At 71.2% G+C, this 15,054-nt stretch carries 10 protein-coding genes; 6 read left to right on the top strand and 4 right to left on the bottom strand.

The window, feature by feature from the left end:
• Window positions 1-94: 94 nt before the first annotated feature.
• The 5 genes from DEU31_RS04960 (at window position 95) to DEU31_RS04940 (ending at window position 8,893) form a co-directional block, all read left to right on the top strand.
• Window positions 95-1,012, top strand: a complete 918-nt coding sequence (locus tag DEU31_RS04960) for a DMT family transporter (protein WP_133676116.1) — start codon at window positions 95-97, stop codon at window positions 1,010-1,012.
• A 333-nt stretch (window positions 1,013-1,345) separates the two neighbouring features.
• A complete protein-coding gene (gene betT / locus DEU31_RS04955) occupies window positions 1,346-3,577 on the top strand; it encodes a choline BCCT transporter BetT (protein WP_133676115.1) in 2,232 nt (743 codons plus the stop codon).
• A complete protein-coding gene (locus tag DEU31_RS04950; RefSeq protein WP_133676113.1) occupies window positions 3,570-5,054 on the top strand; it encodes an aldehyde dehydrogenase family protein in 1,485 nt (494 codons plus the stop codon). The genes betT and DEU31_RS04950 overlap by 8 nt, the downstream gene beginning before the upstream one ends.
• A 98-nt stretch (window positions 5,055-5,152) precedes the next feature.
• Window positions 5,153-6,742, top strand: coding sequence for a GMC family oxidoreductase N-terminal domain-containing protein (locus DEU31_RS04945; protein WP_133676111.1), 1,590 nt, complete (start codon window positions 5,153-5,155; stop codon window positions 6,740-6,742).
• A gap of 135 nt (window positions 6,743-6,877) precedes the next feature.
• Complete coding sequence (locus tag DEU31_RS04940) at window positions 6,878-8,893, top strand: BCCT family transporter (protein ID WP_133676108.1); 2,016 nt, start codon at window positions 6,878-6,880, stop codon at window positions 8,891-8,893.
• 108 nt (window positions 8,894-9,001) lie between these two features.
• On the opposite strand, the gene DEU31_RS04935 is transcribed toward DEU31_RS04940, so the two are convergent.
• The 4 genes from DEU31_RS04935 to DEU31_RS04920 form a co-directional block, all read right to left on the bottom strand.
• On the bottom strand, window positions 9,002-9,370 hold the full coding sequence (locus DEU31_RS04935) for a nuclear transport factor 2 family protein (protein ID WP_126986522.1): 369 nt from the start codon (window positions 9,368-9,370) through the stop codon (window positions 9,002-9,004).
• A gap of 186 nt (window positions 9,371-9,556) precedes the next feature.
• Window positions 9,557-10,501: an alpha/beta fold hydrolase gene (locus DEU31_RS04930; RefSeq protein WP_133676106.1), complete on the bottom strand. Its 945-nt coding sequence runs from the start codon at window positions 10,499-10,501 to the stop codon at window positions 9,557-9,559.
• 51 nt (window positions 10,502-10,552) lie between these two features.
• On the bottom strand, window positions 10,553-10,762 hold the full coding sequence (locus tag DEU31_RS04925; RefSeq protein WP_087104412.1) for an NAD(+)--rifampin ADP-ribosyltransferase: 210 nt from the start codon (window positions 10,760-10,762) through the stop codon (window positions 10,553-10,555).
• 20 nt (window positions 10,763-10,782) lie between these two features.
• A complete protein-coding gene (locus tag DEU31_RS04920) occupies window positions 10,783-13,278 on the bottom strand; it encodes an excinuclease ABC subunit UvrA (protein WP_133676104.1) in 2,496 nt (831 codons plus the stop codon).
• Between the two features lie 119 nt (window positions 13,279-13,397).
• On the opposite strand from DEU31_RS04920, the gene DEU31_RS04915 reads away from it, so the two are divergent.
• Window positions 13,398-15,050, top strand: coding sequence for an alkaline phosphatase D family protein (locus DEU31_RS04915; RefSeq protein WP_133676102.1), 1,653 nt, complete (start codon window positions 13,398-13,400; stop codon window positions 15,048-15,050).
• Window positions 15,051-15,054 lie beyond the last annotated feature (4 nt).

Genomic DNA, 15,054 nt, shown 5'->3' with positions numbered 1-15,054 from the left:
GACGGGGCGTTCCGACCTGTGGGCGGGCCGACCGAGCCGTGAGACCCGCGCCGGCGTTTCGCCCTCGCGCCCGACGGAGGAGCACGATGGAGGCATGCCCTCCCCCGTCGCCCCCACCGCACCGTCCCGCCCGGCGCTGCCCTGGCTCGCCGCCGCCGCGGTGATGCTGCTGTGGGCGTCCTCCTTCATCGTCATCCGCTTCTCCGGTGCGCACCTCTCCCCCGGGGCGATGACGCTGCTGCGGATGGTGACCGCGGCGGCGGTGATGCTCCCGCTCGTGCTGACCGGGCAGGTGCGGACGCCGCGGAGCGGCAGGATATGGGCCGGCGTGCTCGCCTGGGGCGTGACCTGGTTCTGCGTGTACTCGGTGGTGCTCAACGCCTCGGAGCTGTTCCTGGATCCCGCGACCGCCGCGATGCTCGTGAACCTCGCGCCGCTGATCGTGGCCGTCGCCTCCGGCGTGCTGCTCGGCGAGGGGCTGTCCCTGCGGCTGCTCGTCGGCGTCGTGATCGCGCTGTGCGGGATCGGGCTGATCACCCTGGCCACCTCGACAGGGCACGTGGAGGGACCGGGGCTCGTGCTCGGGCTGCTCGCGGCCGTGCTCTACGCCGGCAGCGTGCTGGGGCAGAAGCCGCTGCTGGCCCGCATCGACTCGACCTCGATGACCGTCGTCGGGATGACGGCGGGGATGCTGGCCTGCCTGCCCTTCGCCCCGCAGCTCGTCGCGGAGCTGGGCCGCGCCCCGGCCTCGGCGGTCGCGGCGGTCGTGTACATGGGCGTGCTGCCCACCGCGGCCGCCTTCCTGCTGTGGGGCTACGCCCTCACCCACACGCCGGCCGGGGTGCTCACCTCCTCCTCCCTGATCGTCCCCGCGATCACGGTGGTGCTCGCCTGGACGATCCTCGGAGAGGTGCCGCCGCCGCTCGCCGCGCTCGGCGGCGTGCTGTGCCTGGCCGGCGCCGCGGTCGCGATCCTGCCCGCGATGCTCGCCTCCCTGCGCCCCCGGACGTGAGCGCGGCCACCCTCCTCACCGGCCCGACGGCGCGCTCGGGCCGGGGAGCGCACGGACATCGCAGGACGAGGGAGTCCACTTGCCGCCTCACTGCGCAGGTCAGGGCGATCCCGGGACGATCCCGGCAATCCCGCGCAGCCGCCTGACTGGTTCCTCACGAATCATCCATAGAACTGGAGCATCCGACAATCCGTTCCTAGAGTCGTGCTCGGTCGGCGGCCAGGGACAGCGTCCGCGCAGGAGCAGCGGTCCTCGCTCGCCGAGCCGGATCTCCCCGCCCGATCGCTCGTGCCGCGAGCGGTCCTGTCCCGAGCGTCGACCGAGAGGATCGTGATGGCCGAGGCCCCGCCCGCCCCCAACGCACAGAAGGAGGGAGGTGCTCGGCCCGCGCACTCCCGCGTGAACCTGCCGGTCTTCGTCGGCACCTCCGTGATCATCGTGGCGTTCGTGCTGTTCGCCGCGATCTGGCCCGGAGCCGCCGAGACCGCGATCTTCGGCTCGATGGCCTGGATCGCGACGAACTTCGGCTGGTACTACGTCCTGACCGCCGCGATCGTGGTCGTCTTCGTGCTGCTCGTGGCGCTCTCCCGCGTGGGCCGCACCCGGATGGGCCCGGATCATTCCGTGCCGAAGTACAACCTCTTCACCTGGGCGGCGATGCTGTTCGCGGCCGGCATCGGCGTGGACCTGATGTTCTTCGGCATCTCGGGCCCGGCCACGAACATCCTCACCCCACCCGATGCGCCGCCCGGCTCCGACGAGGCCGCCCGGATGGCGACGATCTGGACGATCTTCCACTACGGCATCCCCGGGTGGGCGATGTACGCGCTGATGGGCATGGCCTTCGGCCTGTTCGCCTATCGCTACCACCTGCCGCTGTCGATCCGCTCGGCGCTCGCACCGATCTTCGGCCGGCGCATCCACGGCGCCGTCGGCCATGTCGCCGAGATCGGCTCGACGATCGGCACGATCTTCGGGATCTCCGTCTCCCTCGGCATCGGCGTGGTGTTCCTGAACTACGGGCTCTCCGCCCTGTTCGGGATCCCGAACTCGATCGCGGTGCAGATCGCTCTGATGGCGCTCGCGGTCGGCATCACGATCGTCTCCACCGTCTCCGGCGTCGACAAGGGCATCCGTCGCCTCTCCGAGCTCAACGTGCTGCTGGCGATCGCACTGATGCTGTGGGTGCTCTTCTCCGGGCAGACCCACCAGCTGCTCAACGCCCTCGTCCAGAACATCGGCGACTTCTTCTCCCGCTTCCCCGGGATGATGATGAACACCTTCGCCTACACCGACGGCGCCGCCGACTACCCCTCCGACCAGTGGATGGCGGACTGGACCCTGTTCTTCTGGGCGTGGTGGATCGCCTGGGCGCCCTTCGTGAGCCTGTTCCTGGCGCGCATCTCCCGTGGCCGCACCCTTCGCGAGTTCGTCGTCGGCGTGCTGCTGATCCCCTTCTCGTTCATCCTGCTGTGGGTGTCCATCTTCGGGAACGCCGCGCTGAGCTTCGCAGGCGACGGAGACTTCCTCGACCTCGCCGTGAACCAGCCCGAGTCCGGCTTCTTCAACCTGCTCGAGCAGTACCCGGGCGCGCTCTTCACCGTCTCGCTCGCCGTGGTGACGGGATTGTTCTTCTACGTCACCTCCGCGGACTCCGGCTCGCTGGTGATGGCGAACATGACCTCGAAGGCCTCCACCACGGACGCCGACGGCCCGCCCTGGCTGCGGATCGTATGGGCCGTGATCACCGGCGCGCTCACCCTCGTGATGCTCTTCATCGACGGGGTGTACACCCTCCAGGCCGCGACCGTGGTGGTGGGCCTGCCGCTGTCGATCCTGGTGTACCTGGTGATGTTCAGCCTGTGGAAGGTGCTGCGCACCGAGCAGATGGACCTCGACGCCCGCACCGCGGCCCTGCCCGGCGTGCTCACCTCCCGGGTGCGCGGCGGCGAGTCCCACGACCGCGTCCCGTGGCAGCAGCGCCTGCGGGGCCGCATGTCCTACGCCGACGAGGGCAGGGCCCGCGCCTTCGTGGCGGAGGTCGCGACCCCCGCCGTCGAGGAGGTCGCCTCGGAGCTGCGCGCCCTCGGCGCGGACGTCTCCTGCCATCGCGGCGAGCATCCCGACCACGGCGTGCCGTACATCGACCTGGTCGTCTCGTTCCCGCATGCCGAGGACTTCAAGTACCAGGCCTACCCGGTCGCGTACTCGGTGCCGAGCTTCGCCGCGAACCTCTCCACCGTGCGGGACGTCTACTACCGCATCGAGATCTTCTCGCGCACCGGCTCCCGCGGACGCGACATCATGGGGTACACGAAGGAGCAGGTCATCAGCGACGTCCTGGACGCCTACGACGCTCACATCATGTACCTGACGATGAGCGACGAGATCGGCACCGCCACCGGCACGATCCCTGTCACCGCCCCGGACACCTGGGACGACGCCGACCACGTCGACGCCGAGCCCGAAGGCGCCCAGGGCGAGGACCACCGGTCCGATGCGACCCAGCCCGACCAGCCCACCGACCCCGCCACCGCGCGGACGACGAAGGAGAACCATGACTGAGAGCCCCGCGACCCTGTTCATCGACGGCGCCTGGGTGCCGTCCTCCACCGGTGAGACCCGCACGATCACCTGTCCGGCCGACGGCACCGAGGTGGGCGTGGTCTCCGAGGCCGGCGCCGAGGACGTCGAGCGCGCGATCCTCGCCGCCCGCGCCGCCTTCGAGCGCGGCGAGTGGTCCGGCACCCCGGCCGCCCAGCGCGGCGACTTCCTGCTGCGCGTCGCGGACCGCCTGGCCGAGCGGAAGGACGAGTTCGCCCGCGCCGAGGCGCAGGACACCGGCAAGCGCCTGGTCGAGGCCGAGGGCGACATGGACGACATCGCCTCCTGCTTCCGCTACTTCGGGAAGATCGCCGACCAGGACCCGGGCCGTCTGGTCGACGCGGGCGATGCCGCGGTGATCTCCCGCGTGGTCCGCGAGCCCGTCGGCGTGTGCGGCATGATCACGCCGTGGAACTTCCCGCTGCTGCAGGGCGCGTGGAAGATCGCGCCCGCCCTCGCGGCCGGCAACGCCTTCGTGATCAAGCCCGCCGAGCTCACCCCGCACACCACGATGCTGATGATGGAGGTGCTCGACGAGCTCGGGCTCCCCCAGGGCGTGGCGAACCTGGTGCTCGGCGACGGCGGCACCGTCGGCGCCCCGCTGTCCTCCCACCCGGAGATCGACCTGGTCTCCTTCACGGGCGGCCTGGTCACCGGCCGGAAGATCGCCGAGTCCGCCGCGAAGGGCATCAAGAAGGTCGCCCTCGAGCTCGGCGGGAAGAACCCCAACGTCGTCTTCGCCGACGCGGACTACGAGGCGGCGCTCGACAACGCGCTGAACGCCGGCTTCCTCGACTCGGGCCTGGTGTGCTCGGCGGGCACGCGTCTGATCATCCACGAATCCATCGCCGAGCGGTTCGTCGACGACCTCGTCGCCCGCGCCGAGGGCATCGTCATGGGCGGCCCGTTCGACGAGAGCGCGGAGACCGGTCCGCTGATCTCGAAGGCCCACCGCGAGAAGGTCACCGACTACGTGAAGCGCGGCGTCGAGGCCGGGGCGCGGCTGCGCACCGGCGGCCACTGGGGCGGCCCCGAGCACGAGAAGGGCTTCTTCTACGCCCCGACGGTGCTGGACCGCTGCACCCGGGACAACCCTGCCGTGATCGAGGAGGGCTTCGGCCCGGTGATCACGGTGGAGACCTTCTCCACCGAGCAGGAGGCGATCGAGATCGCCAACCACACCGAGTACGGCCTGGCCGGCGCGGTGTGGACCTCCGACGCGGGCACCGCGAACCGGGTCTCGCGCGCGCTGCGCCACGGCACGATCTGGATCAACGACTACCACCCCTACCTGCCGCAGGCGGAGTGGGGCGGCTTCAAGATGTCCGGGTTCGGGCGCGAGCTCGGCCCCTCCGGCCTCGAGGAGTACACCGAGGCCAAGCACATCTACCAGAACACCGAGCCGGCCGCCTCCGGCTGGTTCCCCCGCAAGGGCTGACCGCCACCGCGCTCGCTCCCGCGCGCCCCGGTCCGGTGCGCGGGAGCATGCGCCCCCTCGCCCGTCCCCACCGTCCCCTTCATCAGGAAGCAGGAGAGATGACCCGCAAGGACCTCACGTCCGAGAACCCCATCGCCGAGTACGACTACATCGTGGTCGGCGGCGGCTCCGCCGGAGCCGTCGTCGCCGCCCGCCTGAGCGAGGACCCGAGCCTCGAGGTGGCGCTGCTCGAGGCCGGCCCGCACGACCTCGACCACGAGGAGGTGCTGCAGCTGAAGCGCTGGCCCGAGCTGCTGGAGTCAGGGCTGGACTGGGACTACCCGATCGAGCCGCAGGAGAACGGCAACTCCTTCATGCGCCACGCCCGAGCGAAGGTGCTGGGCGGCTGCTCCTCCCACAACTCCTGCATCGCCTTCCACCCCCCGGCGGAGGACATGGACCTGTGGGAGCGCCTCGGTGCCGAGGGCTGGGGCTCGAAGGACGTGATCCCCCTCATCGAGCGGCTGGAGAACAACCGCGACCGCGAGGGCGCCGGCCACGGCAGCGAGGGCCCCGTCGAGCTGATGGACGCCCCGGCCGACGACAAGCTCGGCATCGCCCTGCTCGACGCGTGCGAGCAGGCCGGGATCCCCCGCGCCCGCTTCAACGACTTCTCCACAGTCGTCAACGGCGCGAACTGGTTCCAGGTCAACCGCCAGGCCGACGGCACCCGCGCCTCCTCCTCCGTCTCCTACCTCCACCCGATCCGGGACCGGGAGAACCTGCACGTCCTCACCGGGCACCAGGTCATGCAGGTCCTCTTCGACGAGGACCAGCGGGCCACGGGCGTGGAGTACATCGACAACTCCTTCGACCGCTCCTCGATCATGAACGCCCGCAGGGAGGTCATCCTCTCCGCCGGCGCGATCGACTCGCCGAAGCTGCTGATGCTCTCCGGGATCGGCCCCGCCGATCACCTGCGCGAGGTGGGCATCGAGGTGCGCGTGGACTCCCCCGGCGTCGGCTCGAACCTGCAGGACCACCCCGAGGCGGTCATCTCCTGGGAGTCGACGCAGAAGATGACGCGCGAGTCCACCCAGTGGTGGGAGATCGGGATCTTCACCCCCACCGAGGAGGGCCTGGACCTGCCGGACCTGATGATGCACTACGGCTCGGTGCCCTTCGACATGCACACCCGCCGCCAGGGCTATCCCACCTCCCCGGAATCCTTCGCCCTGACCCCGAACGTCACCCACGCGCGCTCCCGCGGCACGGTGCGCCTGCGCACGATCGACTACCGCGACAAGCCGAAGGTCGATCCGCGCTACTTCACCGACGAGGACGGCCACGACATGCGTGTGGCCGTCGCGGGCATCCGCAAAGCCCGCGAGATCGTCGCCCAGTCCGGGATGGACGCCTACCGCGGCCGGGAGCTGTTCCCGGGCGAGGACGTGCAGAGCGACGAGGAGATCGCCGACTACGTCTCGAAGACCCACAACACCGTCTACCACCCGGCCGGGACGGTGCGGATGGGCGCCGCCGACGACGAGATGTCGCCGCTGGACCCGCAGCTGCGGGTCAAGGGCGTCAAGGGCCTGCGGGTCGTGGACGGCTCGGTCATGCCGCAGCTGGTCGCGGTGAACCCCAACATCACCACGATGCTGATCGGCGAGCGCGCCTCCGATCTCATCCGGGGTGCGCAGGGCTGACCCGCCCCCGCGGGGCCTGATCCGCGCACCCCGAGACCGTGGCCCGCGACAGAGCCGGGCAGGGCCGTCCATCGGCACTGCCCGGCTTCGCGGCATCCGCAGCCCGATTCGCCTCCCCTCGAGAACGGAGCCTATGTGAACACCGAGGACGACCCCCGCCAGAGCACGGAGCGCCCTGACCGCCCCGTGCCGCGACGACGAGCCGGCCGCCGCTCGGACAAGCTGGCGACCTTCGACTACGCACGCCCCAAGTACCCCCACAACATCCACCCGGCCCTGGTGCCCGGCATCGCCGTCGACGAGCAGCGCCGCCGCTACAGCATCGACAGGTTCGTCCTCGCCGTGGCCGGAGTCCTCGCCGTCGCATTCGTGATCTGGGGCATCGTCGCCACCGACAGCGTCAGCGTGGTCGCGAACGCGGTCTACGGCTGGGTGATGGAGCACCTGGGGTGGCTGTTCAACGCCGTCGCCACCATCGTGCTGGTGACCATGCTCGTCCTGGCATTCACCCGCTACGGCAGGATCCCGCTGGGCAAGGACGAGGAGCGTCCCGAGTTCTCGACCTTCAGCTGGGTGGCAATGCTGTTCGCCGCCGGGCTCGGCATCGGCGTGATGTTCTGGGGCCCCTCGGAGCCGCTGACGTACTTCCTGTCCCCGCCGCCGCTGACGAATGAGCCGGAGTCCACCGAGGCCATGCACCGGGCCCTGGCGCAGACCTACTTCCACTGGGGCTTCCACGCCTGGGCGATCTACGCGCTGGTGGGCGGCGCGGTCGCCTATTCCGCGTACCGACGCGGCCGCACCCTGCTGATGTCCTCCGTGTTCGAGCGCCTCTTCGGCAAGAGCCGCTCCGAGGGCTGGGCCGGTCAGCTGGTGGACATCTTCGCGATCATCGCCACCCTGTTCGGCACCGCCGCGGCCCTGGGCATCGCCGCCCTGCAGATCGGCGAGGGCGTCGTCGTCGTCTCGGGCGTCTCCGAGCTGACCAACACGGTGCTGGTGCTGATCATCGCCGTGCTCTCGATCGGCTTCGTGGTCTCGGCGGTCTCGGGGGTCTCCCGCGGCATCCGCTACCTCTCCAACATCAACATCGTGCTCACCATCGGCTTCGCCGGGCTGATCTTCCTGCTCGGCCCCACGCTGCTGCTGCTGAACCTGGTGCCCTCCGGGGTCATGGAGTACTTCAACTCGATGCTGGAGATGATGGGCCGCTCGGCCTCCTGGGGCCAGGACACGCTCGACTTCCAGTCCGCCTGGACCGTCTACTACTGGGCCTGGTGGATCTCCTGGTCGCCCTTCGTCGGCATCTTCATCGCCCGCATCTCCCGCGGGCGCACGATCCGCCAGTTCATCCTGGGCGTCATCTTCATCCCCTCCGCCCTGCTGTTCGTGGCCTACGGCGTGATGGGCGGCACCGCCATCTCCATGTACCGCGATGGGAAGCTCGGGGAGATCGAGACCGTGAACCCGGCCCAGGTGCTGTTCGACATGGTGGAGAACCTGCCGTTCTCGCAGTTCATGCCGGTGCTGATCATGGCGATCCTGGCGATCTTCTTCATCACCGCCGCGGACTCCGCCTCGGTGGTGATGGGGATCCTCACCACGCGCGGCAGCCAGAACCCGCCCAAGCTGGTGGTGGTGTTCTGGGGCATGGTGATGGGCGGCATCGCCCTGGTGATGCTGCTGCTGGGCGACGAGACCGCGCTGGAGGGCCTGCAGTCGCTGGTGATCATCACCGCGGTGCCCTTCGCGATCATCGTGCTGCTGCTGATCATCGCCTGGTTCCGGGAGCTGAACACCGATCCCCGCACGCTGCGCGAAAAGTACGCGGACACCGCCCTGCGCAACGCCATCGTGACGGGCGTGGACAAGTACGACGACGACTTCGAGCTCCACGTGGTCCCCTCCGAGCCCGGGACCGGTGCCGGAGCGGGCGTCGAGTCCACGCATTCCGACTACACCGACTGGTACCAGCGCACCGACGAGGACGGCGAGCCCGTGGGCTACGACTTCGAGACCGACACCTGGGCCGACGGCTGGGAGCCGGAGATGGCGGACGACGGCACCGGCGGCGCGGACGCCGCCCGCACCGACTCCGACGACACCACCGCCGGCGACGGCGGCAACGGCACGAGGAGGGGCCAGTCATGACATCGGTCAGGCCGAGAAGCAGCCCCTGGCCCACGCGGAGGACGTCCGGCACTTCGCAGAGCACGGCACGGACGTGCGTGAGGAGGAGGGCCGACGGGCTGAACGAGCTCAGCGGGCGGCGGGGGTGTCCTGGCTGAAGGTGTTCCACCACCGATCCCCGCGCCGCTGCCAGAGCGAGGTGATGAAGAAGGTCTCCGCGGCCTGCTCGCGCGGGGCGCGGGCGTCGGCCCGGTAGCTCAGCAGCACAGCGTCCTGCCCCACCCGCAGCAGCCGCGCCTCGGACAGCGCGAAGTCCGCGGTGATCGGCCCGTCGGCCAGCTGGGCGAGATGGCGCTCCAGGTCGTTGACCCCATCGGTGTCCACGCCGAGGAAGTCCGGAGGCAGCAGCTCCCGCTCGGCCGCGACGTCCCCCGTGACCTGCGCCTGCCACACCTGCTCCTCGAGGGCGAGGAAGAACTGCACGTCGTCGGGTTCCATACGCTCATCGTGCCATTGCCCCCGGGCGTCGGCGCGCACCGGCGGCACGCAGGGGCGGCGCACCGCTGCAGGACCGACGGCTTCGCGATGTCGAAGCGGGATCTCGCCGAGCTGCTGGAGGCGATCCGGGCCTACCTTGCGGCACAGCGATAGCTCGGCGCACTCGCCACCGGTCGGCCCAGCCCCTCAGCCCTCCGTCGCGCGATCGGCGAATGCGAGGATCTCCTGCACCACGTCCTCGCGGGTGGTGGGCTCGTTGTGGACCTCGTGGCGCACGCCCGGGTAGATGCGCGTGCGCACGTCGGTGCGGCCGGCCTCGTGCAGACGGTTCGCGACGTGGAGCGCGCCCTCGCCGTAGTTCGCCACCGGGTCCTGGTCGCCGGCGAGGATCAGCACGGGCAGCCCGGCGGGCAGGTCGGAGTAGAACGCCTCGGAGTTCGCCCGGTCGTAGACGTCCACGAAGCCCTGGAGGAAGCGGGCGCTCATGGGGGCACCGAAGTTGTTCAGGGGGTCGCGGCCGTGGTCGGTGACGACGTCCTCGTCGAACGCGACCCAGGCGGTGGGCCCGGCGTCCTCCCCGAAGCGGTCGAGGAACCCGTCGAAGAGCTGGCCGACGAGTTCCTCGGGGGCGGGGTCGGCCCTCTGCGCGCCGGTGGCGAGGGCGGCGAGCGCCTCGCGGTCGATGCTCGCCTCGATCCCTCGCATCTGCGCCGCGATCCCGCCGAGCACCAGACCGGCGAGCTGCGCCTGCGGTGCGGTCGCGACGACGCGCGCGATCATCGAGCCCCAGCTGTGGCCGTAGAGGACGTGCGGCAGGCCGGGCAGGATCTCACGGGCACGAGCCTGGAGCGCGAGCTCGTCCTCGACGACGACGCGCGCCGCCTCGTCCCCGGCGTCCGCCCAGATTCCCGAGCGCATCGCGGTCGCGCCGTGGCCGGCGTGGTCGCCCGCGAGGACGGCGAAGCCGTCGTCGACGAGAGCGCTGATCACGTGCAGGTAGCGGCGGGAGTGCTCGCCGAGCCCGTGGACGATCTGCACGATCCCGCGCGGTGCGACGGCGGGCACGTGCAGCCACGCCTGGATCTCATCGCGACCGTTCGCGGAGGGGAGGGTGATCTCGTGCAGGGCCATGGGGTCTCCTCGTGTGGGGGTGCCGCGCCTCTGCGCACGGCCGTAGCCAGCCTAGCCGTGCGGGGTGTCGGCGTCCTCGTCAGTTGATGATCTCGGCGGCCGGTCCCCGCCGTCGCGGCGAGCGGTGAAGCAGGCGTGGTTCATGACCACGTCGTCCCGGCAGCGCAAGCGGTGGCCTGCGGTGATCAGGTCCCCCGGCCGCAGCGCCGCTCGCGTGCCGTGGAAGTACCGGGGGTGCTGGGGCTCGTCTTCGCTCTCCACAGGCGGAGTGCCCGTCGCCGTCATCCGCCCAGGTGGCGGCGCAGGTGGCCGCCCGTGAGGCTGTCGTGGTCGGCGGCGATCTGCTCGGGGGTGCCGCGGGCGACGAGGCGGCCGCCCGCGGCGCCTCCGCCCGGTCCCATGTCGATCACCCAGTCGGCGTTGGCGATCAGGTCGAGGTCGTGCTCGATGACCAGGACGGTCGCGCCGTTGTCGACGAGCCGGTCCAGGACGTGCACGAGGGTGCGCACGTCCAGCGGGTGCAGGCCGACGCTCGGCTCGTCGAAGACGAACACGGCGTCGCGCTGGGTGCGGCCCATCTGCCCGGCGAGCTTGAGGCGCTGCGCCTCGCCGCCCGAGAGGGCCGGGGTGTCCTCGCCCAGGGTGAGATAGCCGATCCCGAGGTCGACCAGGGTCTCGAGGGTGCGGCGGACGGCGCGGACGTCGCCGACGAGCTCGATCGCCTCGGCGACGGTGACGGAGAGCAGGCCGGGCAGGGGCACGTCCCCTCGCCGGATCTCCGAGGCCTCAGGGGCGTAGCGGCTCCCCTCGCAGTCGGGGCAGTCGATGTCGACGTCGGGCAGGAACTGCACGTCGAGCTCGACGCGGCCCGTGCCCTCGCAGCGCGGACAGCGCAGGGAGCCGGTGTTGTAGGAGAAGTCGCCCATGGTCAGTCCGCGCTCCTGCGCGGCCGGGGTGCGGGCGAACTCGCGCCGCAGGGGGTCCAGCACGCCCGAGTAGGTGGCGACGGTCGAGCGGACGTTCACGCCGATCGGGGTCGCGTCGATGCGGTGGACGTGCTCGACCCCGTCGGCCTCGAGCGAGTGCACGTGGCCGGGCAGTTCGCGGCCCTCGCTGCTCGCGCGCAGCGCGGGCACGAGCGTCTCGAGCACCAGGGTGGTCTTGCCCGAGCCGGAGACGCCGGTGACCGCGGTGAGGCGGCCGCGCGGCACGGAGACGTCGAGCTCCCGGACGGTGTGCAGCGGCGCGCTCTCCAGGCGGATCGCGCCGTGCGCGAAGACGTCCTGCTCGGCGGCGCGCTCGCGGACGACGATCTCCTCGCGGCCGTCGAGGAACGGGCCGAGCCGGGAGGCGGCATCGGCGATGATCTCCTCGACGCTCCCCTGGGCGATGACGGTGCCGCCGTCGCCGCCCGCGCCGGGGCCGATCTCGAGGATCTCCTCGGCCTCGCGCAGCAGCTGCACGTCGTGGTCCACGACGAGCACGGAGTTCCCGTCAGCGAGCAGGTCGCCGATCAGCTCGACGAGTCCGTCGATGTTCGAGGGGTGCATGCCGATGCTGGGCTCGTCGAGCACGTAGAGCACGCCGGTGGTGCGGTTGCGGACGGCGCGGGCGAGCTGGGCGCGCTGGCGCTCCCCTGTCGAGAGGGTGGAGCCGGCCCGGTCCAGGGAGAGATAGCCGAGGCCGAGGTGGACGAGACGCTCCGCCATCTGCAGGAACTGGTCCACGAGCCCGCGCGCCATCGGATGCATCTCTGACGGTAGGGGCTCGATGATCCTCGGCGCCCAGTCCAGGAGCTCGTCGAGCGTCATCGCGGAGGCGACGGCGAGGTCCTTCCCGTCGATCTCGGGCTCCCGCGCCGCGGGCGAGAGCCGCGTGCCCTCGCAGGCGGGGCAGGTGCGCTCGACCAGGAAGCGGGAGACGCGGGCGAGCCGCCTCTCGTCGTGGGCGCGGCGCAGCTCCTCGGTGACCGTGAGGCGGGCGTTGCGGAAGGTGAAGTCGAGGTCGTGGGCACCCTTCTTCGAGCGGACCGTGATCGCCTTCTTCTCCTCGGGACCGTCCAGGACGATGCCCTTCTCCCAGTCCTCGAGGTCCCACCAGGGCACGTCGGTGCGCACCCCGAACTCGCGGGCGATGTCCGGCTGCACCTTCCAGCCGAACATGTTCCAGGGCTTCACGGCGCCCTCGTCGAGGGTCTTCGACGGATCCGGGACCAGGGCGTCGTCGTCGACCTCGCGCACGATCCCGGTGCCCTCGCAGGCGGGACAGGCGCCCTCGGAGTTGAAGGCGAGCGCCTCGGCGCCGGGCGGGTCCACGTCCGCTCCGCACTCCGGACAGGGATAGGGCTCCTCGGCGGCGACGAGCAGCGAGGGCGGGACGCGGTGCCCGTTCGGGCAGAGGTGGAAGGCAAGGCGCGAGTACATCAGGCGCAGCACGTTCAGCAGCTCGGTGGAGGTGCCGAAGGTGGAGCGGACGCTCGGCACCCCGGGCCGCTGGCGCAGCGCGAGCGCGGCGGGGACGTGCACGACCTCGTCGACGTCCGCGCGCGGGGCCTGCGCCATGCGTCGGCGGGTGTAGGTCGACAGCGCCTCGACGTAGCGGCGGGAGCCCTCGGCGTAGACCACGCCCATGGCGAGGGAGGACTTGCCGGAGCCGGAGACGCCGGCGATCGCGACCAGGCGGTCCAGCGGGATGTCGACGTCGAGGCCGCGGAGGTTGTGCACGCGCGCTCCGCGCACTGCGATGTGGTCGGGTCGCTGCGGCCTCGCTCTGCTCATGGCCCCACGGTAGTCACGGGCTGCGGGGACGACGCCAGGGCCGGGCGGTGACCGCCGGGCTCGCCCGGAGTTCATCGTCGGGCCACGCCCTCGTCACCCCGGAGGAGTTCACTCCCGACATGGACACCTTCCGCTCCCCTGCCCGTCGCACCCTCCTCAAGGGCGCCGCCGCGGCCTCCCTCGCCGCCGCGGTCCCCGCCATCACCCCGCCCGCCGCCTCCGCCGCGCCCGCTCGTCCCGCTCCTTCCCGCCCCGGCGCCGCTCGCCTGACCCTGCCCTCCGGCCTGCAGACCGGGGACGTCACCATGGACTCCGCCGTGCTCTGGTCCCGCGCCTCGGGCGAGGGCCGGCTCCACGCCGTCCTGCACGCCCTGGACCATGAGGGCCGTCGCCTCACCTCCTCCTCGAGGGGCCGGGGGAAGGGCCGCGGCCAGGACAGCGAGCCGATCGTGCTGCGCGGCCCCTGGGCCACCGAGCGGACCGACTTCACCGCCCGGATCAGCGCGACGGACCTCCCCTCCGACACGCAGTACGAGGTCGAGCTGTTCTTCGAGGACGAGAACGGGAAGCGGGGCGAGGTCGGCACCGGCCGCTTCGGGACCGCGCCCGGGCACCGCTCCGACGGGGCGCAGTCCTTCGTCTGGACGGCCGACACCGCCGGCCAGGGGTACGGCATCAACCCCGACGTCGGCGGCATGTTCGGCTACGAGGCGATGCGCGCCGTGGAGCCCGACTTCTTCCTCCACGCCGGGGACACGATCTACGCCGACGGCCCGATCGAGGAGAGCATCGAGGAGCCCGACGGCACGATCTGGCGCAACCTGGTCACCGACGAGGTCGCGAAGGTGGCCGAGACGCTGCGGGAGTTCCGCGGCCGCCACAGCTACAACCTGAGGGACGAGAACATCCGCGCGCTGTACGCCGAGGTCCCGGTCATCGCCACCTGGGACGACCACGAGACCACCAACAACTGGTGGCCCGGTGAGGTGCTGGAGGACGACCGCTACTCCGTCGTCGACGTGGACACCCTCGCCGCGCGCGGCCGACGCGCCTGGCAGGAGTACCAGCCGATCGCCGACGTCCGCTCGCTGAAGCCCGGCACCGGCTTCGAGCCGGAGCGGATCTACCGGAAGATCTCCCGCGGGCCGGCGCTGGACGTGTTCGTGCTCGACATGCGCACGCACAAGGGCGAGAACACCGACGGGCGGGAGCAGCGCGCCACGTCGATGCTCGGCGAGGAGCAGCTGCAGTGGCTGCTGAAGGGTCTGCGCAGGTCGCAGGCGACCTGGAAGGTGATCCTCGCGGACCTGCCGCTGGGGATCGTGGTGCCCGACGGCGAGGGCCAGGAGTCGATCGCCAACGCCGAGGACGGCGCACCCCTGGGCCGTGAGCTGGAGCTCGCGCGCCTGCTGTCGGGGATCAAGTCCCAGCGCACCCGCAACGTCGTCTTCCTCACCGGCGACGTCCACTACTGCGCCGCGCACCACTACTCCCCCGAGCGGGCCGCGTTCACCGACTTCGACCCGTTCTGGGAGTTCGTGGCCGGACCGATCAACGCCGGCTCCTTCGGCCCCAACGAGATGGACGGCACCTTCGGCCCCGAGGTCGACTTCCAGAAGGCCGGCCCCGCGATGGGCTCCCCGCGCGACGGGAAGGGCCAGTTCTTCGGCCGGGTGGAGATCGCGCCCGACGGCGAGGAGTTCACCGTGGAGCTGATCGATGCGACCGGCGAGGTGCAGTACGCGCGCACGCTGACGCCGCAGGAGGGGTGAGGGG

It is taken from the genome of Brachybacterium sp. AG952 (genome assembly GCF_004362645.1).
Taxonomy (GTDB): domain Bacteria; phylum Actinomycetota; class Actinomycetes; order Actinomycetales; family Dermabacteraceae; genus Brachybacterium; species Brachybacterium conglomeratum.
The sequence above is the reverse complement of the archived record's forward strand: the minus strand, read 5'-3'. Positions and strand labels throughout refer to the sequence as shown.

Coding starts and splice junctions, on each gene's coding strand:
- DEU31_RS04920 (WP_133676104.1), bottom strand. CDS start 13,278: ATGAGCAGAGCGAGGCCGCAGCGACCCGACCACATCGCAGTGCGCGGA.
- DEU31_RS04950 (WP_133676113.1), top strand. CDS start 3,570: ATGACTGAGAGCCCCGCGACCCTGTTCATCGACGGCGCCTGGGTGCCG.
- DEU31_RS04960 (WP_133676116.1), top strand. CDS start 95: ATGCCCTCCCCCGTCGCCCCCACCGCACCGTCCCGCCCGGCGCTGCCC.
- DEU31_RS04930 (WP_133676106.1), bottom strand. CDS start 10,501: ATGGCCCTGCACGAGATCACCCTCCCCTCCGCGAACGGTCGCGATGAG.
- DEU31_RS04915 (WP_133676102.1), top strand. CDS start 13,398: ATGGACACCTTCCGCTCCCCTGCCCGTCGCACCCTCCTCAAGGGCGCC.
- DEU31_RS04935 (WP_126986522.1), bottom strand. CDS start 9,370: ATGGAACCCGACGACGTGCAGTTCTTCCTCGCCCTCGAGGAGCAGGTG.
- betT (WP_133676115.1), top strand. CDS start 1,346: ATGGCCGAGGCCCCGCCCGCCCCCAACGCACAGAAGGAGGGAGGTGCT.
- DEU31_RS04945 (WP_133676111.1), top strand. CDS start 5,153: ATGACCCGCAAGGACCTCACGTCCGAGAACCCCATCGCCGAGTACGAC.